Source organism: Cohaesibacter gelatinilyticus (assembly GCF_900215605.1).
Lineage (GTDB): Bacteria > Pseudomonadota > Alphaproteobacteria > Rhizobiales > Cohaesibacteraceae > Cohaesibacter > Cohaesibacter gelatinilyticus.
Window position 1 is genome coordinate 1,434,895 of record NZ_OBEL01000001.1, and the last position, 21,735, is coordinate 1,456,629.

The 21,735-nt window shown below is 51.0% G+C and carries 15 protein-coding genes; 8 read left to right on the forward strand and 7 right to left on the reverse strand.

Going from position 1 to position 21,735, the window contains the following annotated elements; translation table 11 throughout:
• Positions 1 to 281: 281 nt before the first annotated feature.
• The 5 genes from CRO57_RS06425 to CRO57_RS06445 all read left to right on the forward strand — a co-directional run bounded on the left by CRO57_RS06425 (position 282) and on the right by CRO57_RS06445 (position 6,065).
• Complete coding sequence (locus tag CRO57_RS06425) at positions 282 to 2,156, forward strand: peptidylprolyl isomerase (RefSeq protein ID WP_170955971.1); 1,875 nt, start codon at positions 282 to 284, stop codon at positions 2,154 to 2,156.
• A 174-nt stretch (positions 2,157 to 2,330) separates the two neighbouring features.
• The gene (trpD, locus tag CRO57_RS06430; protein ID WP_097152488.1) at positions 2,331 to 3,347 is read left to right on the forward strand and encodes an anthranilate phosphoribosyltransferase; all 1,017 of its coding nucleotides are present in this window, start codon (positions 2,331 to 2,333) and stop codon (positions 3,345 to 3,347) included.
• Between the two features lie 68 nt (positions 3,348 to 3,415).
• Positions 3,416 to 4,216 carry an indole-3-glycerol phosphate synthase TrpC gene (gene trpC / locus CRO57_RS06435; RefSeq protein WP_097152489.1) on the forward strand — a complete coding sequence of 267 codons (801 nt, stop codon included), beginning with the start codon at positions 3,416 to 3,418 and terminating at the stop codon, positions 4,214 to 4,216.
• Between the two features lie 102 nt (positions 4,217 to 4,318).
• The gene (gene moaC / locus CRO57_RS06440) at positions 4,319 to 4,804 is read left to right on the forward strand and encodes a cyclic pyranopterin monophosphate synthase MoaC (protein ID WP_097152490.1); all 486 of its coding nucleotides are present in this window, start codon (positions 4,319 to 4,321) and stop codon (positions 4,802 to 4,804) included.
• 55 nt (positions 4,805 to 4,859) lie between these two features.
• Entirely contained in the window at positions 4,860 to 6,065 is a 1,206-nt protein-coding gene (locus CRO57_RS06445; RefSeq protein WP_097152491.1) for a molybdopterin molybdotransferase MoeA, read from the forward strand.
• Positions 6,066 to 6,144: 79 nt separating this feature from the next.
• Here the strand turns inward: CRO57_RS06445 and CRO57_RS06450 are convergent, their stop codons facing one another.
• The 6 genes from CRO57_RS06450 to CRO57_RS06475 all read right to left on the reverse strand — a co-directional run bounded on the left by CRO57_RS06450 (position 6,145) and on the right by CRO57_RS06475 (position 15,057).
• Positions 6,145 to 6,681 (reverse strand): DUF934 domain-containing protein, encoded by a 537-nt coding sequence (locus CRO57_RS06450; protein ID WP_170955972.1) that lies wholly within the window; start codon positions 6,679 to 6,681, stop codon positions 6,145 to 6,147.
• 5 nt (positions 6,682 to 6,686) lie between these two features.
• Complete coding sequence (locus CRO57_RS06455; protein ID WP_097152493.1) at positions 6,687 to 7,415, reverse strand: phosphoadenylyl-sulfate reductase; 729 nt, start codon at positions 7,413 to 7,415, stop codon at positions 6,687 to 6,689.
• A gap of 17 nt (positions 7,416 to 7,432) precedes the next feature.
• Positions 7,433 to 9,097, reverse strand: coding sequence for a nitrite/sulfite reductase (locus tag CRO57_RS06460; protein WP_097152494.1), 1,665 nt, complete (start codon positions 9,095 to 9,097; stop codon positions 7,433 to 7,435).
• 9 nt (positions 9,098 to 9,106) lie between these two features.
• On the reverse strand, positions 9,107 to 9,424 hold the full coding sequence (locus CRO57_RS24975; protein ID WP_244580022.1) for a DUF2849 domain-containing protein: 318 nt from the start codon (positions 9,422 to 9,424) through the stop codon (positions 9,107 to 9,109).
• Positions 9,425 to 9,820: 396 nt separating this feature from the next.
• Positions 9,821 to 12,946, reverse strand: a complete 3,126-nt coding sequence (locus CRO57_RS06470) for a peptidoglycan-binding domain-containing protein (RefSeq protein WP_170955973.1) — start codon at positions 12,944 to 12,946, stop codon at positions 9,821 to 9,823.
• Between the two features lie 2 nt (positions 12,947 to 12,948).
• The gene (locus tag CRO57_RS06475; protein ID WP_097152496.1) at positions 12,949 to 15,057 is read right to left on the reverse strand and encodes an NHL repeat-containing protein; all 2,109 of its coding nucleotides are present in this window, start codon (positions 15,055 to 15,057) and stop codon (positions 12,949 to 12,951) included.
• Between the two features lie 511 nt (positions 15,058 to 15,568).
• Here CRO57_RS06475 and CRO57_RS06480 point away from each other — a divergent pair.
• Both CRO57_RS06480 and lexA read left to right on the forward strand, forming a co-directional pair.
• A complete protein-coding gene (locus CRO57_RS06480) occupies positions 15,569 to 16,393 on the forward strand; it encodes a sulfite exporter TauE/SafE family protein (RefSeq protein WP_097152497.1) in 825 nt (274 codons plus the stop codon).
• Positions 16,394 to 16,683: 290 nt separating this feature from the next.
• Complete coding sequence (gene lexA, locus CRO57_RS06485; RefSeq protein WP_097152498.1) at positions 16,684 to 17,403, forward strand: transcriptional repressor LexA; 720 nt, start codon at positions 16,684 to 16,686, stop codon at positions 17,401 to 17,403.
• 152 nt (positions 17,404 to 17,555) lie between these two features.
• Here the strand turns inward: lexA and CRO57_RS06490 are convergent, their stop codons facing one another.
• Positions 17,556 to 19,904, reverse strand: a complete 2,349-nt coding sequence (locus CRO57_RS06490) for a ComEC/Rec2 family competence protein (RefSeq protein WP_170955974.1) — start codon at positions 19,902 to 19,904, stop codon at positions 17,556 to 17,558.
• Between the two features lie 378 nt (positions 19,905 to 20,282).
• On the opposite strand from CRO57_RS06490, the gene gltX reads away from it, so the two are divergent.
• Positions 20,283 to 21,704 carry a glutamate--tRNA ligase gene (gene gltX, locus CRO57_RS06495; protein ID WP_097153247.1) on the forward strand — a complete coding sequence of 474 codons (1,422 nt, stop codon included), beginning with the start codon at positions 20,283 to 20,285 and terminating at the stop codon, positions 21,702 to 21,704.
• Positions 21,705 to 21,735 lie beyond the last annotated feature (31 nt).

Consider the following 21,735-nt stretch of genomic DNA (forward strand, 5'->3'; position numbering starts at 1 on the left):
TCCGATGAAAATTCTGGGCCTGCCATAGCAAACTTCATCTCGCCTTGCTAGTTGCCAGCGCATTTGCAGTGGACCACCTCGCCTTTTTCCTCAAATTTTGGTTACAAACCCGATTTCTGCCCTGATTTGTCCCCTCTTTTAAGCGAGCAAAGCTTGCAGGGTGAGGTTGAGCTTTCTATGATCCGCCCAAAGTTGGAAAGACATCACTGCGGTGTGGCAAACAGCTTGGGCCAATATTCGGTCCGCTGACCTGCCCCCGGATGAAAAGGACAAATCCTTCCATGATGGAATTTATGCGCACAATGGCAGCAGGTTGGGTTGCCAAGATTTTTATGGGCCTGTTGGTTCTCAGCTTCGCCGTTTGGGGTATCGCTGATATTTTCAACGGCTTCGGCAGAGGTGCAGTCGCCACTGTCGGTGACGCTGAAATTGATGCGCGAGACTATCAGGTAGAGTTGAACAAAGAACTCAACATCCTGTCCAATCGTCTTGGCCGCACCATCACCCCTTCTCAGTCTGCTACCTTTGGCATCCCCAATCAGGTGCTGGGCCGCATGATTGCAGAAGGCACTCTGGATGATCTGGCTCTGAAGTATAATGTCGGCCTGTCCAAGGAAGAACTGGCCAAACGCATTGCAGAGGAACCAAGCTTCCAAACCCTTGGTCGTTTTGATCGCGCTTATATGCAGAATGTACTGCGTAGCCTCGGAACCACAGAAGATCGCTATGTCACCAGCCGTGAAAAGCTGGAAGCCCGCCGTCAGATTGGTGGTGGTCTCGCAGGTCTTGCCACAGCGCCAACCGCTAGCCTGAAGGTCTTCCATCGCTTTGCCAATGAAAAACGCTCTGCTGACTATCTGATTCTGGAAGAAAGCAAACTGCCAGAAGTTGCGGAACCGACCGATGCAGAGCTGGAAACCTATTACAAAGACAAGAAGCTCGCCTTCCGCGCACCGGAATATCGTTCTTTCGAGCTGTTGAAGCTGGAGCCGGGCGATATCGCGGATCCATCTGCCGTATCAGATGAAGATGCAAAAATCGTTTTTGACTCCGGTTCCAACCGCTTCCGTACTCCGGAAAAGCGCCGCGTGCAACAGATCCTCTTCAGTTCTGAAGAGGAAGCCAAGGCTGCTTCCGACAAAATCAAGGACGGCACAAGCTTTGATGACATCTTGACCGAACGCAATATCAAGCCGGAAGATGCCGACTTTGGTCTTTTAACCAAAACCGAGCTGACTGATCCTGCTGCGGCAGATGCTGCATTCACGCTGGATCTGAACACCGTATCTGACGTAGTCGATGGCCGTTTCGGAAAACTGTTGCTTCGTGTAACGGAAATTCAGCCGGAAGCCTCCAAGCCATTTGACGAGGTCAAGGATATCCTGAAAGCAGAAATCGCTGCCGATCGTGCCAATGGCGAAGTGCTGGATATGTTCGACAGTGTGGAAGATGAGCGCGCTGGAGGATCCACTCTGAAAGAGATCGCCGACAAGCTGAACCTGAAACTGCGCACGATTACTTCCATTTCCAAAGCAGGTGATTTGAAAACCGAAGACAAGGTCACCGATCTTCCAGAACAGGAAAAACTGTTGACTGGTATCTTTGAAAGCGATGTAGATTTGGAGACTGACCCGATCGATATCGGTAGTACCGGTTTTGCCTGGTACAACGTCATCGACATCACTCCTGCTCAGGATCGTCCTTTGACAGATGTGAAAGCCAAAGTGATCGAAGCATGGAAAGCTGACAAACGCAGAACTCAATTGACTGACTTGGCAACCAAGCTCAAAGGCGAGCTGGATGGTGGCAAGAGCTTGGCAGATATTGCTGCCGATCAAGGCATTGAGGTCAAGCAAGCCAAGGACCTGACCCGTCAGAGCCAGGGCGTCTCTGTTCCGCAGAGTGCGATCGATCAGCTCTTCAACGGCCCCGTTGGTTATACCGCTACCGCAGCTGGGGAGAATTCTCAGCTGCTGTTGAAAGTCACTGACATCACTGCGCCGGAATTCAACGCTGACGGCCTGGAAAATGATGCTCTACGTCGTCAGCTGGATCAGAATGCGGAAAATGATCTGCTGTCTCAGCTGGTAGGTGGTCTGCAGCGGGATCTCGGTATCTCGATCAACCAACCTCTGCTGAACCAGTTGGTGCGTTAGTCTTCAAGTATCTGGCATGAAATCCGGCACTGGTCACGGCCAGTCCACACAAGAACAAGGAAAGCCCAGTTTTGGGCTTTCTTTTTGTCTGAAAATTTGCCCAACTAGGCCACTCAGAAAAGAGAAGACCAGCATGATACAAGCTGGTGCCTTGAGCGATCGGGAGAAATTATCATGGAAGAAATGAAACCCTTTTTGGCCAAAGTGGCCGACGGCAACGCGCTCAACCAATCCGAAGCATGGCAAGCCTTCGACATCATCATGTCGGGCAAGGCGACACCGAGCCAGATTGGCGCTTTTCTGATGGCTCTGCGCTTGCGTGGCGAAACGGTAGACGAAATCACTGGTGCGGTCTCTCAGATGCGCGCAAAGATGTCGACGGTAGATGCCCCTGAAAATGCCGTCGATATCGTTGGCACTGGTGGCACAGGCACCAAGACCTATAATATCTCCACTTGTGCGGCCATGATCATGGCAGGTGGTGGCATTTCTGTTGCCAAACATGGCAACAAAGCTCTGTCTTCTCTATCCGGCTCTGGAGATGTCCTCTCCAGTCTCGGCGTCAATCTGGAGCAGGACAGTCAAGGTGTGACCCGTTGCATCAAGGAAGCCAATATCGGCTTCATGTTCGCCCCCAATCACCATTCTTCCATGCGCTTTGTCGGACCATCCCGCGTTGAAATGGGCATTCGCACCATCTTCAATCTGCTCGGGCCGCTGGCCAACCCGGCGAACGTCAAACATCACTTGATCGGTGTGTTCGATCCGCAATGGCTGGAGCCTTTCGCTCAGACCTTGAAGAATCTGGAGTCTAAGATGGCTTGGATCATCCATGGTGAAGGCGGCCTCGATGAAATCTCCACACTTGGTGAAACCCAGATCGTGCAGCTGAAGGATGGTGAAATAACTCGCTTTACCATCTCACCGGAAGATGTCGGTTTTCCACGTGCCAAAATGGAAGACATTCGCGGTGGAACAGGCGATGCCAATGCAGTGGCACTGCGCGCTATTCTGTCCGGTGAAAAGGGTCCATATCGCGATATCGTCGTGATGAATGCTGCCGCAGGCTTACTCATTGGTGGCAAAGTGGACAGCTATGCTGACGGCGTCGAGCTCGCCCAGCAGATCATCGACAATGGCGATGCATTGAATGCACTGAACAAACTGGTAGCCGTTTCCAACCAAAGTTAATGAATTGAGAGCGGGTCAATCACCCTCCTCCTCCAAATCTGACAAGACTAAAAGATCGAACTTATCCCATGGCTGACATCTTAAAAAAAATCGAACTCTATAAGCGCGAAGAAGTCAAAGCTGCAGAAGCGCAGATCTCACTTGCAGATTTGAAAGCCAGAATTGCTGATCAGGATGATGCACCGCGTGGCTTTTACGGTGCACTTAAAGCAAAAGTTGACGCAGGCAAATATGCCCTGATTGCTGAAGTCAAAAAAGCCAGCCCGTCCAAAGGCCTGATCCGAGAAGACTTCAATCCGCCTGTTCTCGCAAAAGCTTATGAGAATGGCGGCGCAGCTTGTCTGTCTGTCCTTACCGACACCCCAAGCTTTCAAGGTCACCCGGATTTCCTGATCGCAGCCCGCAAAGAAGTATCCCTGCCCGCCCTTCGTAAGGACTTTCTCTATGTGCCTTATCAGGTCTATGAGGCCCGGGCGTGGGGAGCCGATTGCATACTGATCATCATGGCATCTGTTACCGACGATGAAGCGCGTGTGCTGGAAGACACGGCCCTTGAGTTGGGTATGGATGTTCTGGTTGAAGTACATGACAAGGAAGAACTGGACCGTGCGCTTGCCTCTTTGAAGTCGCCTTTGCTCGGCATCAACAACCGCAATCTCAAATCCTTTGAGACAACCTTGCAGACCAGCCTTGATCTTGCCAAACATGTGCCAGATGACAAGTTGCTGGTCGGTGAAAGCGGCCTGTTCACACCAGTAGACCTGAAACTGCTGTCCAATGAAGCCAACATCAACACCTTCCTGATTGGCGAAAGCCTGATGCGCAAGGATGATGTGGAAGAGGCCACCCGCTCTCTTCTGGGGATTTAAACCCTTCAAGACCGAGCATTTGACCCAAGACAAAGGCAACAAGCCTGTAACACGGCAAGAAGGACGCAATGACATCATTCGCCCTTTGAAGGAGCAGACACCGTGACGGAAAATCGCCTGACCCATCTGGATGACACCGGCGCGGCCAATATGGTCGATGTATCGCAAAAAGATCCCACCACCCGAACAGCGTTTGCTCGCGGGGCTGTGCAGATGAAGCAAGAAACACTGGATCTGATCTTGTCTGGAAACGCCAAGAAGGGTGATGTCCTCGCTACCGCTCGTATTGCAGGCATCATGGCCGCCAAGCGCACCCATGAGCTGATCCCACTTTGCCATCCATTGGGCCTGAGCAAAGTTTCCATCGACATTGAAGCCGACAATGATTTGCCGGGCCTTGTCATCACAGCAATGGCCAAGGTCACCGGACAAACCGGGGTGGAAATGGAAGCCCTGACTGCAGCATCGGTTGCCTGCCTGACCATCTATGACATGGCCAAAGCCGCCGATAAAGGCATGGTTCTGAAAGACATCCGCTTGCTAGAGAAAACCGGAGGCAAATCCGGCCATTGGAAAGCAGACGAATAGTCTTATCCGCAATCCGCAACATAAAGACATCAAGACAAGGAAAGGCAGCCAGATCATGGCCCTGATGAAAGTGGAAGACGCCCTGAACCACCTGTTGGATGGAATTTCAAACACCAAGGTTCAATCCGTTCCACTCTCAGAAGCTTCAGGCCGTATTTTGGCACAAGATATGGCTGCGACCCGCAACCAACCACCCTTTGATGCCTCAGCCATGGATGGCTATGCTGTCAAGGCAGATAATCTGAAAGACCTTCCGGCTAAACTAAAGGTGATTGGAGAAGTCCCAGCTGGTCATTCCTTCGCAGGTGAAATGAAGGATGGGGAAGCTGTACGGATCTTCACTGGTGCACCGGTTCCAGCTGGTGCTGATGCCATCCTCATTCAGGAAAACACAGAACGTGATGGAGATTTTGTTACGGCTCTCGAGCCAGTCTCAAACGGCAAATTCATCCGCCCTGCAGGCCTTGATTTCAAGGAAGGCGAAGTCACCCTGACCAAAGGGATCCATTTGACACCTCGTCAAGTTGCCCTCGGCGCATCCATGAATTATGCCGAGATCCCGGTCCTGAGCAGACCCAAAGTTGCCATTCTCGCAACAGGTGATGAGCTGGTACCCCCGGGAGAAACACCGGCTGCCGACCAGATCATCTCATCCAATAATTTCGGAGTGGCGGGACAAGCCGAACAGGTGGGTGCTGAGACGCTTAACCTCGGGATCGCCAAGGACCAGAAAGACGCGATCGCTGCCAAGATCAAGGAAGCACAAGATTGGGGCGCAGATATCCTTGTCACCATCGGTGGGGCATCCGTTGGTGACCATGATCTGGTGCAAGATGTGTTGACTGAAGCGGGAATGGATCTCAATTTCTGGCGCATCGCCATGCGCCCGGGCAAACCATTGATGGCTGGCAATCTCGGTTCCATGCAGGTACTGGGCCTGCCGGGTAATCCGGTTTCCTCCATGGTTTGTGCGCATATTTTCCTGCAACCCCTTATCCGTGCCATGTTGGGGCAGAATGAGACCCAGCCGCTGCAGACTGCAAAGCTGGCAATGGATCTGGGCGAGAATGACCAGCGACAGGATTACTTACGCGCCCGTCTTGAAAAAGACACAGCAACTGGTCAGTGGATTGCACATCCATTCTCCAAGCAGGACAGTGCCATGATGGCCCGTTTTGCGGATGCGGATTGTCTGATCATTCGTCCTCCGTTTGCTCCAGCAGCAAACAAAGACGATAGCTGCACCATATTGGTGCTCTGATTGATCAAACACAATCAGCCATGAAAAAGGGCGCATCAAGCGCCCTCTTCTTTTTGCTCACCACTTAAATCTTCAGAGCTTAGCCAAAGCTGCGACGCAGCCAAGGACGTGGATTGTTGACCAACTGCTCGTCATTGCCAGTTGGCTGATAATAATTGGTTACATCAGGCCACTCGCCACGCTCAAGTCCGGCGCGAACATTGGGGTCCTGCACATCAAAGGCATCCACACCACAGCGCACCAGCATTGGCATCTGATCGAGAATGTAAGCACCAGTCGCGCGAACCTCACCCTTATAATCGTAACGCTCGCGCAGCAGACGAGAAGATGAAAAAGCACGGCCATCAGCAAAAGCCGGGAAGTTGACCGCCACGGCTTCAATCTTATCCAGATGGTCACCAATGCGGGTCACATCCTCGCCAGCATCGACAATCACGCCCAGACGAAATGCTGGTTTGCCAGCTTCCAATAGCTCCAAAGCACGGTCCAAGCCAAGGAAATAGGCGCCAGCAGCAGGCAGTTCAGCCTCGGCATCCAAAGTCTGCCATTCATCGACATGAAAAGCATGTGGCTTATACAAGGTGGCTTCCGCCTGATTCTCAGTTTGATTGCTCATAATCTCTACCCTTTGGCCACATGCAGGCCGCATTCTGTTTTGTCCTGGCCTTTCCAACGTCCGGCTCTTGCATCTTCGCCCTCTTTCACGGGACTGGTGCAAGGTGCACAACCGATGGATAAAAAGCCCTTCGGAATAAGTGGATGGCCTGGAAGGCTATTCTGCTTGACATAATCAGCAACATCTTTGGCCACCCAATTGGCGAGCGGATTGACCTTCAGCTTGCCCTTGTCCTGCTCAAAGATCGCCATATTGGCACGGTCTGCGGTCTGATATCGCTTACGGCCGGTAATCCAACCAACATAACCACTCATTGCCAGATCAAGCGGCACGGTCTTGCGCATATCACAACAAGTATCCGGATCCGTCATCCACAGCGCCCCAAAGGGATCCACTTCCTTGAGTTTCACCGGATCAGGCACAATTGACTGCAGATTGCTCAAACCAAACTGACGCTCGATCTGATCGCGATAGGCCAGCGTTTCATCAAAATGCTTGCGGGTATCGACAAACAGAACGGGATAGCCCGCATCAATTTGTGAGACCAGATGCAACAAGACGACACTGTCTGCCCCAAAGCTTGAAACAAGAGGCACTGGCCCGCCGGTTTTATCGTGATTATCGGCGAGCCACTGCAGGATAGCCTGCGGGGACTGGCCTTCATATTCTGCATTGAGAGCAGCCAGATCAGCATCACTTAGTTGACTGCTCGTTTGTCCCTTCGGTCCTGACATAGTCCAATGTCCTTACCTTACGCAGCTTTGGCTGGATACAGCGCCTCTTTGAAGGGCACCGGTCCAAGTCGACGATAAGCGTCAATAAAGATCTCATCGTCTGAAAGCCGCAGAGCCAGATAGGTATCGATCACCTTCTCGATCGCATCGGTCACTTCCTCAGCCAGGAAGCCACGTCCGAGAATGGCACCAATGGAGGTGTTCTCATCGGCAGATCCGCCAAGTGTGATCTGATAAAGCTCTTCACCTTTACGATCCACACCCAAGATACCGATATGTCCCACATGATGGTGACCACAGGCATTGATACAGCCGGAAATCTTGATTTTCAGCTCACCAATTTCTTTCTGACGTTCAGCCGAGCCAAGACGATTGGAAATATCCTGAGAGATCGGAATGGAACGTGCATTGGCAAGAGCACAATAATCAAGACCCGGGCAAGCGATGATATCGGTCACAAGACCCGCATTGGCTTCCGCCAGCTCAGCCTCTACCAACGCTAGATAGAGCGGATAGAGATCGGACTTCGCAACATGTGGCAGAATGATATTCTGCTCATGGGAAATGCGTAGTTCATCATACCCATATTGTGCAGCCAGATCGGCGACCACATGCATTTGCTTGTCTGTTGCATCACCCGGAACACCTCCAACGGGCTTCAGGGAAATGGTCACGCAAGAATGATCCTTGATCTTGTGACCAAAGCTGTTCTGGCTAACCCACTGGCTGAAGCCTGCATCGCGAGCACGAGCGTGAGTCAGTTTCGCAGCACCTTCGTTATCATCTTTCAAAGACGGTATCGCGAAATAGGCATTGATGCGGTCAATCTCGGACTGAGGCACTTTCAGCACGCTATCCTTGATCTCGGCCCATTCAGCATCAATCGCAGTTTTCAGCTCTTCCAAACCGGTCTCGTGAACGAGGATCTTGATACGAGCTTTATACTTGTTATCACGGCGGCCATAGCGGTTATAAACCCGCAAGATCGCTTCCAGATAGCTCAAGATATCTTCTTCAGCGATATTATCGGCTACCTTCTTGGCAATCATTGGGGTACGCCCCTGCCCGCCGCCAACATAAACGGTGAAGCCAATGCCGCCATCCGCACGTTCAACCAACTGCAAGCCAATGTCATGCACCTGAATGGCAGCTCGGTCTGCCTTGGCGCCATTGATCGCGATCTTGAACTTACGCGGCAGGAAGGTGAATTCCGGATGCAGACTGGACCACTGGCGAATGATCTCGGCATAAACACGAGGATCGGCAATCTCGTCATGCGCCGCACCGGCAAAGTGATCGGTGGTCACGTTGCGGATACAGTTACCTGATGTCTGGATGGCATGCATTTCAACTTCAGCCAGCTCTTCCAGAATATCCGGCGTATCCTTCAGGCTAGGCCAGTTATACTGCAAGTTCTGACGGGTGGTGAAATGCCCATAACCACGATCATATTTGGTGGCAATGTCAGCCAGCTTGTGCATCTGCTTGCTGTTCAGCGTGCCATAAGGAATGGCAACACGCAGCATATAGGCATGCAGCTGAAGATACAGACCATTCATCAGGCGAAGCGGTTTGAACTGGTCTTCGGTCAACTCCCCAGACAAACGGCGTTCAACCTGATTGCGAAACTGCGCCACACGCTGGCGCACAAAGTCTGCATCAAACTCATCATAGCGATACATAACGCTCTCCTATGCGTGCAGGCGATTAGCGGGCCTGTCAAATTTGCGGGAAAGGTGCAAGCCCTCAAATGGATCGATGGTAGGGCCATCAGCTCGAATACGCTCACGCAGACGATCTGCAATCAGGGGCTCATCATCACTGGCGCGGCTCACAGAAATCACAGCCAGATCAATTACGCCTTGATTGCGGATCTCTTCAAGCGCTGCTTCAGCATCAGACTCAACCTCATAACAGCGTGCTTGCTGTAGATCCTCATCCCAGCGCACTGCAGGCGCCAGAAATACAACAATCCCGTCCAACAATCGGTTGCCGGTAACAACAAACATGCTGATCTCCCAAATTGGTCTTTCAAAAGCGTGGTTGACAAATCGCACTTTGGTCCTGAGATCTGCCAAACTTTCCTGTCTGTTAGATAGAGAGGAAGAGGCTTGCCAACAATCACGGGCAATGGACTTTAAAAAACCAATCCGGTTCAAATTTCGCAGGCCGAACAATGCACTCCCCATATCGCCTTGCACATGATTTTGTTCTCCAAATCAGCCTTTTTGGAGAAAAGAGGCCATCATTGCCCACCGTTGAGATCTTTTACCGTCCTAAACCTGACGACATGTGAGCAATAGAATTGCTCATCTGCAGTTCAGATGAGAAAAGCATTTCCAACGAAAAATCCCGGAGATGTCACCATCCCCGGGATTACTTGTATTTTTGAACCTGACACGCCGTTATTGAATAACAAACGGAGTATTCGGGATCACGATTTTCGGGTTAACCCGAATAGGCTTCTGTTGCGCAGGAGGCTTAACCCGCTGCGGCTTCTGCCGTACGGCCCGTTTCACACAGCGTGTAGCCGATGCCCGCTTGAAGCCCTTGCGACAGACACATTTGTTGCCGCGAACAATGGTCGAACCACGATCACATCTTGGACGAACCACCCTTGGAGGCTTTACAACAACTGGTGGCTTGATGACCACTGGAGGTTTGATAACAACCGGTGGCTTGACGATCCGGCGCGGGACACAGCGTGTGGCACTTGCCCGTTTGAAGCCTTTGCGACAGACACACTTGTTGCCCTTGCGAATGGTCGACCGAGCATCACACCTTAGCGGTATCACGACTGGTGGTTTCACAACTGGCGGCTTGAGCCGAAGGCAACCTTGTCCCGGTACGAAAGTACGACCTTTCTTACAGGCACAACGGGTCTTGGACACCTTGTTCATGCCACGATAGCGGCAGACACAGCTATTGCCCTTCTTCACGGTCGTGGCGCGATTGCATTTCAGCAGATCCACGGGCGGAGTAACCACTGGTGGTCTGATCTTGATGCAACCCTGTCCTGGCACGAAGGTGCGACCCTTCTTACAAGCACAACGGGTCTTGGACACCTTGTTCATGCCACGGTAGCGGCAGACACAGCTTTTGCCCTTCTTTACCGTGGTTGCACGATCACATTTCAACGGATTAACCGGTGGAGTGATCACAAGGCAACCTTTGCCACGTACAAAGCTTGAGCCCTTGCGACAACGACAGCTCGTTGCCGATACCTTGCGCATACCGCGATAGCGACAAACACAACGTCCATTGGAAGGCACGGCAGTCACACCATCACAGCGTGGCAATGGATCAATCAAACCAGGAGGGATTGGCAGCGGCAGAGGAAGCGGCAGTGGATTTGGATCATCATAGATTGGAGGATCCGGCTGCACTGGAGGTCGCTGAACCGGTGGCTCATAGGGCCGCGGCATGCCAGGCAATGACACAGATGCACAGGAACGACGGTTCTGAGCAGCTTGCGGCACACCAAGTCGGGTGAACAATTCATCACTGATCTGACCATTGACCGGCATTCCAAGGCGACCCTGCAACTCACGCAAACCCGCGCGGGTTTTTCGTCCCATCACGCCATCAACGCCCCCGACATCAATGCCGAGATTTTCCATGGCTTGCTGAGCTACTGCAACGCGCTCGCGACGACCAGAGCCGACGCCAAGGCGGGCGCAATTGGTATAGCGAGCATCACGCTCCACTGCAGGCAATTGCACACGAACCGTCACGCTTGCACTGGCACCCGGCGCCAATTCAGCATATGGCTGGATGCAGGTCGCAGAGGAGCCACCAGCCAGTCGGCAAGACCAACCATCGCCACCAACGACATCGAGATTGAGTGCACGTGGACGACCCAGCTGCTCACTGATCACCAACGGACCTTCATAGACAGCGTTGCCTTCATTGGTCGTGGTGAGCTGGAACTCACAGGAATAACTGCGATTACGCTCATTGACCAGACAATCACCAAGGGAGGTCTTCTCAAAGCCCAGATCCGGACGCCCCTGCGGTGCAGGCGGAGTTTGTGGATCTTGCGGCTCCTCTGGTTGTTGTGGTTCCGGAGCAATCACTTGCGTAAGAGGCACTTCGGCACAATCGTAACCAAGACGATCATCATCACCCAGAATGGTCAATACATCACCAGGCAGGTCCACACCAGCATCAGGATCCACGCTATAACCACCAGCTTCAAACCCGTTGCCATCACGATAAAGGCCAACACAGTTTCTCAACTCACGAGCATTGCTGTTGGCAGGCACACGTGTGGTAACCACAAAACTCTGGCTCTCACCGGCACCCAGTTCCAGATTGCGGATGCAAGCAAAACCGGATGCGCCCAGCATTTCAGCAGAGCAGCCCGCTGGCATTGGGTTCATATCCAGAATACGGGCTTCATTCAGGTTCATCTGATCAATCATCAAAGTTGATGCATCAAAGTCACCTGCCCCGACATTGCGGATCGTGATATTGAAATTACAATCAGCACCAGCCACACAGGATGCAGGACCGGTTTTCTCCAATGTCAGCCGAGGTCTTTCACCGCCCAGCTTATCGCAATCCTTTGCTTCAACCTTGCCACCACGGGATTGAGTGGAAATGGTCGCACAATTTTCGAACTCCTTGTCCACTTTCATATGTAGACGCAGGAAAGTACTGAAATTGCTCCAATCGATTGGTGCCAGTTGATTTTCTGATTTCAACTCACATCCAAATGGCACCGGACCATTATGCGGGATTGCATCGCAGCTCCAAACATGGGGCACCTGTACATTCAGGATCTGCCAGTTGCCACCACCGCTCATGACATCGTTCAGACGCAACGGGTTGGCAGCAGTTGGAGCTGGACCACTATAAAAAACACTGATGTCACAGATCGCGTTGGCACCGCCTTCGCTATCATCTGCCTTGCGGCAATTCTTCTTGACCTTCAGCTTTGGCTTATCCTCATTACATGGCAATCTCGGCACCTTGATGCGGATTTTACCCATGCAACACTTATCCAAGCCTGGCTCGGAGCCGCCACCGACTTGAACAGCACTGGTTTCCAGAACAATCACCTGACCTGGCAATGCACCTTCCAAACGAACGCGCAAAGGATCAGTCGGATCTGGCCATGACAGAGTAATGCCAGGTGTCAGAACCTTGATGGAAATGTCATCTGCATCGAAGTCACCAACACTATTGACCAGAGTGACGATAACCTCTCCGGTCTCTTCATCACATTCAAATTCGGGTTTGAACGGACTACAACCCTTACCACGATCAGGATCTCTGTCACGGTCTGGGTCACGTTCTGCTCCCTCCTCTTTCGGGCGCAGATTTTCAACCGTTTTGGCTTGCGCTACCTGCATACGCACAGGTGCATTTTCTACGGGTTGAACGCTTTGCCATGGAGCAACAGACCAATCAATAGCTGAAGGAGTTGTTGCTGCATAGCTCGGTGTAGCGAAAGCCAGACTTAAACAAACCAAACCAAGACGCTTCAAGCCGCTCAGCTTCGGTTTTGAGATAAGAGAAAGAAACATGATCATTCTCCCAGTGAGCAGTTGATGTCAGGGATGGTGAACTCGACGCTGACCTTGCAGCAATCGAATGGCTGGCCTGTGGCTTTGTCTGCACTATTGAAAGCACAAACATTGACCTGACCGAGCGATCCATTCAGCAAACCAGTTGTCGGCACAGAAACAGAACCAGGAAATGGCTTATCACCGGGCAGTTCCGTCATACGGGACGTTGGATCCATGATGGACATGGTGTCGAACCCGTAATCCTTGCCTTCGGATGCAATCAGTTTCAGCACATATTTGCCCTTGGTCGCATCACAAACCAGTTTGGCTTTGGTATTCACACAGACATCACGCTTTGGCGGCTCGCACCATTGCGGATTGAACAGACATGGCCACCATTCACCACCGGGATCTCCCGGCCAGTCCGGTATACCCGGATCAAAATAGCCATATTCCGGCTCACCCTGACAACCAAGAATCTCGACATCGCCGACATGCCCTGCATTCTTCTTGCTTGGATAACGGCCGTCATAGTCATGGAAATAACTCACCCATGGCGGGCTGTTCTCAGCCTTTGAAAGACCGACAGGTTGTCCCTGCAAGCCATCGATGGCCAAAGCACCACCAGAGCGCAGAGCATCGGCATAAGCCTCTCCACCACGCAGACGATCACCGCTATTCCAGAGTGTGCCTTTGCAGGCCTTGAAATTCAAACGGCCAAACTCATCATAGGCAGGTCCAAGACCAATTCCGCCAGAGCCATTATCATGACTGGCGGGAAAACCGACTGCATATTCAATTGGTTTCTCGACCCATTTGGAAGGTGTCGCCGGATCGTCTGGCTTTTCACGGTAAAAGCGAAGTGTCTTGGCGTTTCCACCCTCCACCAATTCCGTGAAATCAAACCGTGCGACCCGTTTGCCACGCTGCGCAAGAATCATGGAACCATCGGCACCAAAGGCGATATCGGAGATTTCCTCATCACCATGCTCATCAGACAGCGTCAGCTCCCAACGCGCATCAAAAGAGAAAGCTCCGCTCGTAGGATCAATACCGACAGACCAGATCTCCGGACCGTCCCCCACAGCATAATAAAGCCGCCCGTTATGGACGGCCAAACCCCAGACGCGCCGCTCTGGCGCTGTATAGTGCCAGGTAGAAGGATCCTCGGCATCAAAGGCTTCGTCTTCAATATTCAGACGATTAGCAGGATCAAATGCAATCTCAGGCCGCCCAGCAAGCGAGCGAGCCGTCACGCCATGATCAAATTGCTCTTGATCTGCTCCGCTCATATCCAGACGATGGATCATGCCGGTATCCAGATCGGAGACAAAGATCTGACGACTGACCGGATCATAAGCCACTTGCCCAAGGCCAGGGCCGGAATTTTTCACCCCATCCAGTTCAATATTGGCAAAGACCTCAATCTGGCCTGTGGTGCCATCAACACGATAAATGGTGCCAGGACCGCTCTCAGGATTGGAACCAAAGAGTGCATCCATGAAACGAGCGCCCTCCTGGCCAGAGAATAGACGATCTTCAACGCCATCACCATTCTCATCCCCTCCAACGATTGGAAGGCCATAAGCAGATGCCGCAGCAATAAAGAGGCTTGGATCTTTTGCATCATCCATGGCCAGACCAAATACCTGCCCAACATCCTTGGCCAGAATTTGATCATAAGGGCGACGTTTGATCTCCTGCGCAACCATCGCCGCCTCCATATTATCCAGACCCAAAAGCGTGACTGACGCACCATTTGGATCAATGAATCGCATTTCCGGCGACGCATTCACCTCTGGTGTCTCACCAGGAGCAACAAGTGGTAATCTTATATAAGAACCGGAAAAGCCCGATGTGGCTGCGCTAGCGCCTTTGAACAAACGCGCTTGAGGCCGAATGCTCGGTTCCAAAAGCGACGCGCCGCCAGCGGCAAAAATCTCATACCCCTCCCCATCTGTCTGCTGTTCCGCACCAGTCGCACCCGGGCTGGAAGGAGACGAGAGCTTGGGCAAGCGCCATTTCACCTCTTCCGAATGTGCAACAGGCGTCGCTAATACAGACAGACAAAATATCAGGGGCAGCGGAGCATGGCGCAAATGATGTTTCAAACCATTTCGAATATCCATGACTAAAATCTCCCAAAATATTTCAACATCTCTAGGACGGGCTATCCCCGCTTTTGGTTCTTATAAAATTTCAAATACCGAAGTTCGGCAATCTGATCAAAACAAGCGCAAGTAGGCAATTATGAAACAATTGCCACATACGAAGAGCGATAGGCTCTGCTTCGAAATAAATGATTGTAAAAAGAATAACCGAGTTCGCAGACTAATCGAAGATCAAATTTCTCCATTAGACCAATTTCGTCCTTTCAGGCGTTCAAAAACACCATTCACATATTCCGCAGTCTCAAGATTAGAGGCCCAAACACCGGACATATTAATCAGTCAGACACACGAACGAGTTCCCTTGATTGATAGATAAACAAGCAGTTTGCAGTAATAAGGCCAGTATGTGGAATTGTCTTCGATCTGTAGGTATAAAGGGTCAACTCCCCGGCTTCGGCCAGCTCTTTTCCGACCTCTGATTTAACACTATTCTCCACGCAACCGACCAAGTGGCCATACGGAAACTCTCATGGAAACAATAAGCAGCTATCTCCCCCTCCTTGCCTTCATGCTGGCAATAGGAGCCTTTGCCGGTGTTATTGCGGGCCTTTTGGGCGTAGGCGGAGGTATCGTGCTGGTTCCAGCCTTCTTCTATCTTTTCTCATCACTGGGATATGGTGGTGATCAAGTCATGCAGCTTTGCCTTGGTACATCGCTCGCCACAATCGTTGTGACATCCATCCGTTCGCTCCATTCCCATCACAAAAAAGGAGCGGTGGATTGGGATATCCTGAAGATCTGGTCCATCTTCATCTCAGTAGGTGCGATCATCGGTGGCTTCACCGCCTCTGAACTTCGTTCAGACGTGTTGCAAGCTATTTTCGGCGGACTTGGTATCCTGGTCGGCCTCTATCTCGGCTTTGGTCGTCAGAGTTGGCAAATTGCCGAGCAGATGCCGACTGGCATCTTGCGCAGCATTCTCGCATCGATATTGGGTTTCCTGTCGGTGCTCATGGGCATTGGCGGAGGTAGCTTGGGAGTTCCACTCATGAGCTTGCATAATGTTGCCATTCACCGTGCTGTGGCAACCGCAGCGGGCTTCGGCCTTGCTATCTCAGTGCCCTCGCTTCCTGGTTTTATGATGGTCGATATCGCGCAGACGGTTCGACCTCCTTTCACGATCGGTGCCATCAACCTGCCAGCCTTTTTCATCATCATCGCCATGACGCTGATCACCACTCCATATGGAGCAAAGTTGGCTCATGCGTTGGATCCCAAACCGCTCAAACGGGTCTTTGCGGTTTTCCTGATAATCGTTGCCATGAACATGCTCCGCAAAGCCGTCGGCTTTTAAAAATACGATGGGTTTAAGCGATAATGGGCAGCTCCTCTTTTGGCCGCAAGGCGAAAGAACTTGCGGAACACAGCAAGAACAGCTATATTTTGTTCGTGATTTGTGCCAAGTGAGTCTCTAAGGGAATACAGCTCAGTGATTGTTTGTTGGAAACGAATATTCACGACCTAAATATTCTCGAAGTTTCGACGCACCTTGGCCAGTGTGTGATGTCTTGGGTTTTGACCAGTGAATGATGTTTCATCAATGAAAACTCGTGATATATGGTGCAATATTATTGGGAGAGGAAAATGCTGACTCGAAAGCAACATGAATTGCTCATGTTCATTCATGAACGGATAAAGGAATCCGGCGTTCCTCCATCATTTGATGAGATGAAAGATGCGCTGGATCTACGTTCGAAATCCGGTATTCATCGATTGATCACCGCGCTGGAAGAACGTGGCTTTATTCGCCGTCTACCAAATCGTGCCCGTGCTTTGGAAGTTTTGAAGCTCCCAGAGGCCAATTCTCCCAGCCTTGCCAAAACCACAAAGGGTTTCTCACCCAGCGTTGTTGAAGGAGGGCTTGGAAAGCTGCGTACTCCGGCACCAGAATCCAGTGCTCCCTCCAATGATGAAAATACATCAGGTGTTGCCGTTCCTGTCATGGGTCGTATCGCTGCCGGGGTTCCGATTTCGGCCATCCAAAACCAGTCTCATACAATTTCTGTCCCGGTTGAAATGCTTCGTGGTGGCGAACATTTTGCACTGGAAGTGCGCGGAGATTCCATGATTGAAGCTGGTATTCTGGATGGTGATACGGTTGTCATCAAAAAATCCGATGATGCTTCCTCAGGAGAGATCGTCGTCGCACTCGTAGATGAAGAAGAAGCAACCTTGAAACGGATTCGGAAGAAGGGAGCCTCCATTGCTCTGGAAGCCGCCAACCCTGCCTATGAGACACGTATTTTTGGTCCAGATCGGGTACGCGTACAAGGTAAACTGGTTGGCTTGATGCGTCAGTATTAAGGTCTATAGATCTTTTGAGGATTTGCCTCTCAATCCTGCGTGGTTTGTTTCCTCCCAATACAGATCACGCAGTTTTAGGTATGATTGACATCAAAAAACTCGAAACATTTTGTTCAGCTATCTGACAGAAGCCATTCCTTATGTAGCGACACCTAATCATTCTCAGATATTGTTGTTTTCTGCCAAGGTCGACCAGCATAAGGCTGAGAAGACTTTATTTTCAACTTAGAAACAGTTCCGGAAGGCAAATGCCAGACTTGTTTCAGATCGGGATCTGGCCAAACCAGCCAGTTTGCCGACAAATTTCCAGCTCGATGGACGACTGGCTGGTCGTTCTTGACCATATTCGGAGCGCTTGAGTAACTGACAAGCTTCTCCTTCCGCTCCAACTCTCCTGAATACCTTGCTGCGCGGTCACTTGCATCACTTCGAGGCAGCCAGAGAAAATGGCTGCCGTGTTGCTTGAGGCGATATTTGTCAACAACCAAAAGCGGTCGGCTACAGCTTTCCGGCACCTGCAGAGCTGAGATCACGATATCTGAAACAGCACATTCTTCGGCAAATGCCCGCATGGTCTTTATCAGTGAAACGCTCCAAACTTCTCTTTTCGGCTCGGCAGCCCATTGCAGCCCATTAGAAGAAACATTGAGACGGCATGCATCTCCATCGCATCGCACCTCTCCTGATGCGTCGCCGATCGCCGGTGAATTCTGATTGCGAGTAGCGATGGATGGCAAGGCCCGAGTGTCTCCATCTGCCTTCAATAAAGCTTGTGCCAGAAAACGGTCCTCCTTGATACCAGCAAAAACCCAATGCCCCTTGCCATCACGTACTGCTATTGATCTTCCATTTTCAGCAATCCAGATATCAGGTTGCATTTGTAATTGATTGAATACCAACAGCCCTGCCCCAGCAATAAGCGACGCCCCAACTGCCAATCGGTTGGGATGAATTGCGATAGACGTCAATATTACGGCACTTGCCAATGCCAATCCCGCTGGCCCAGCTACCAACAATGCAATCTGCGGAGATATATCAACAACCCATTGGGCAACATATATGATTTGCTCCAGTCCCCATTCCATCACAGCCAATGACCATTGCTGTAATCCAACTGGAATCAACAGTGCGGAAATCAAAGCAGAAGGCATCACAATCAAGCTTAAAATCGGCATCGCCATTAGGTTGGCTATCAATCCCATAGGTGCCATTTGATGGAAAAAAGCAATTGAAAACGGTGTGGTGGCTAAACCCGCCAATAATGCAGTGATGCAAAGCCCCGCAAACCAACGCACAATCTGCATGACACCACGATGGATCACGCTGCCTTGGCGTTCTATCTGGCGATTGAAATCATCCCGAACATTTCCTGCAAACCTTCCACCCCAAGCTCTCCATTTCGTCATTCCTTCCAAAGACCGATAGCCTGCTATAAGTGCTACAGTAGCACCAAATGACATTTGCAGGCCTGGCTCGACAATTGAAAACGGTTGAAACAGAACAAGAATAATCAAGGCTAGAGCCACATTATGCATCGTCAGTGCTGGGCGCCCAGCCAAAATAGCACCTAGAAAAATGACCATCATCACATAGGCTCGAATGGTTGCCACGCCATGTCCCGACAGAACCAAATAACAAGTTGCAGCCAGCAGAGCAGCCCAAGCAGCCAATTTCTTAATATCGTAACGCAAAACCAACGGTTCAATAAAGCTACCAGCCAAACGAACCCCACCAAAGATCGTCAGGGTCACAAGAGCCATATGCAGTCCGGATATTGCAAGAATATGAGCAAGCCCAGAGAGGCGTAGAGCATCTTTGGTCTCAACGGTCAGGTAATCACGTTTCCCGACAACCAATGCAGATGCAAGACCAGCAGGCCCTACCTCCATATGGGCAAACAAATAGCTCGCCATATTGGACCGCACTTGCTCAATCCTCATCCATACATCCAGCCACAGTGAGATGTTGGTGGCCCCAGCTCCATCAGCAAGCAGTTTCACCCTTCGACCCAAATAACCTTGTCCGCCAATCTGTCTTGCCCAAAGGTAACGTCCATAATCAAAACTACCCGGAAAAGCTTGTCTTTGTAGGGGGATAAGTCTTGCCCATGCTTCAATTCGATCACCTGCTTGAAACTTCGGTTCTTTCGCACGACGGATCAACAACAACTTTCTGGGAGTATTTGAAATTGCCAGACCTTCAATATTCTCTATGGCTATTGTCCATCTCTCATCTGCGGAACGATATTCGATCTGCTCAAGTCTTCCGATAAACGTGGTAGACATAGAAGAGGTCAGAATGGGCGTGCCTCCAAATTGCCCATGCAAACAGGCAGCACTTAGTCCAAACAAGAAAGAGGCAAAAAGTACCGGAACAGTAAAGCTCTTTCCTCTTTTTGCAGCACGAAAGGCAATACCACCAAACATCAAACACATTAGCAAAAGTAGCCACCAAACAGGTTCATCCGGCAAATAAATGTAGGTTGCCGCTCCCAGCGCCAATAAGAATGCGGACCACAACAACATGGCATTGTTGAAATCACAATCCCGACGCCATTGATCTTGAACCTGAAACCAGAAGCGCTCAGACCAAAAACGAAAGCGCCGCCCTTTATCAGGGGGCAAAAAGCCGGAATAAGCATTATCAGAAAATTCGGAGACCTTACCATCCCGATGCATCCCGCCACCCAGCTCTGAGGCTGGTGCAGCGAAATCTTCCCCTTTTACACCTTTTTCCGTTGCTCTATGGCGCATGAGGTCTTTCACCTGCCTAGGAAGCTGTGCTAGATGCTTAGCAAATCATGGCAATGGCTCCACCAAATGGTGGTTAACATGGCCAATACCCATCCTATCCCACAACGACAGGTAACTGATAGCATTATGTGCGCACAGGTTGTAACACGCTTTGCCCCTTCCCCGACTGGATTTCTTCATATCGGTGGGGCTCGTACCGCTCTGTTCAACTGGCTTTATGCAAAAGCCAACAGCGGCAAGATGGTTTTGCGCATTGAAGATACCGACCGTGAACGGTCAACCGACGCAGCTATCGACGCTATTCTGGCTGGTATGGAATGGATGGGACTGGACTATGATGGCGAAGCCGTCTCCCAATATTCTCGCGTAGAACGCCACCGCGAAATCGTTGAACAGTTGCTGGCTGAGGGCAAGGCCTATCGTTGTTACTGCACTCCGGAAGAACTAGCCGAAATGCGCGAAACAGCTCGCGCTAACAAACTGCCCCCTCGCTATGATGGTCGTTGGCGAGATCGTGATCCTTCCGAGGCACCAGCAGGCGCCAAAGCCGCCATTCGCATCAAGGCACCATTGGAAGGTAAAACCACCATCAACGATCAGGTTCAGGGCACGGTCGTGATACCAAATAAGGATCTTGATGATATGATCATCATGCGATCTGATGGCAACCCAACCTACAACCTTGCAGTAGTTGTCGATGATCATGATATGGGTATCACTCATATCGTACGTGGTGATGACCACTTGACTAACGCAGCTCGCCAGACATTGGTGTATCAGGCAATGGACTGGGATGTTCCAACTATGGCGCATATTCCGCTGATCCATGGCCCAGATGGTGCGAAGCTCTCCAAACGCCATGGTGCTCTTGGCGTCGAAGCCTATCGTGATATGGGGTATTTGCCAGAAGCCATGCGCAACTATCTGGTTCGTCTTGGTTGGAGCCACGGGGATGATGAATTCTTCTCCACTCAGCAAATGATCGAATGGTTCGATCTGTCCGGCATCGGCAAGGCCGCCGCACGCTTTGACTTCAAGAAGCTGGAAAACCTGAATGGCCAGCATATGCGTAACACAGACGATTCCCAGCTTTATGACGCTCTAATCGACGTGCTTCCACATCTGGAAGACGGCAAGGATATGCTGAACCAACTGGATGATGGCAAAAAGAAGCAAATCATGCTTGCTATGTCAGGTGTTAAAGAACGAGCCAAAACTCTCCTTGATTTAAAAGCAGGTCTAGCATTCGTTTTCGATCAACGTCCACTCAATCTGGAAGAAAAGGCCGCAAAATTGCTAACCGACGATGCACGCGCCTTATTACGTGACATCATTCCAGTTTTCGAAGGTCTGACTGAATGGTCGCTCGACAGCACAGATGCCGCAGTTCGTGCATTTGCAGAAGAAAAAGAGCTTAAGCTCGGCAAGGTTGCCCAGCCATTGCGTGCGGCACTTACCGGACGCTCAACCTCTCCAGGTATTTTTGATGTTCTTATCGTTCTTGGCAAAGAGGAAAGCATTGCGCGTCTCAAAGATCAGTGCGTTTAGTTCCTCCAATCAATTAAAAAATCCAAGACCC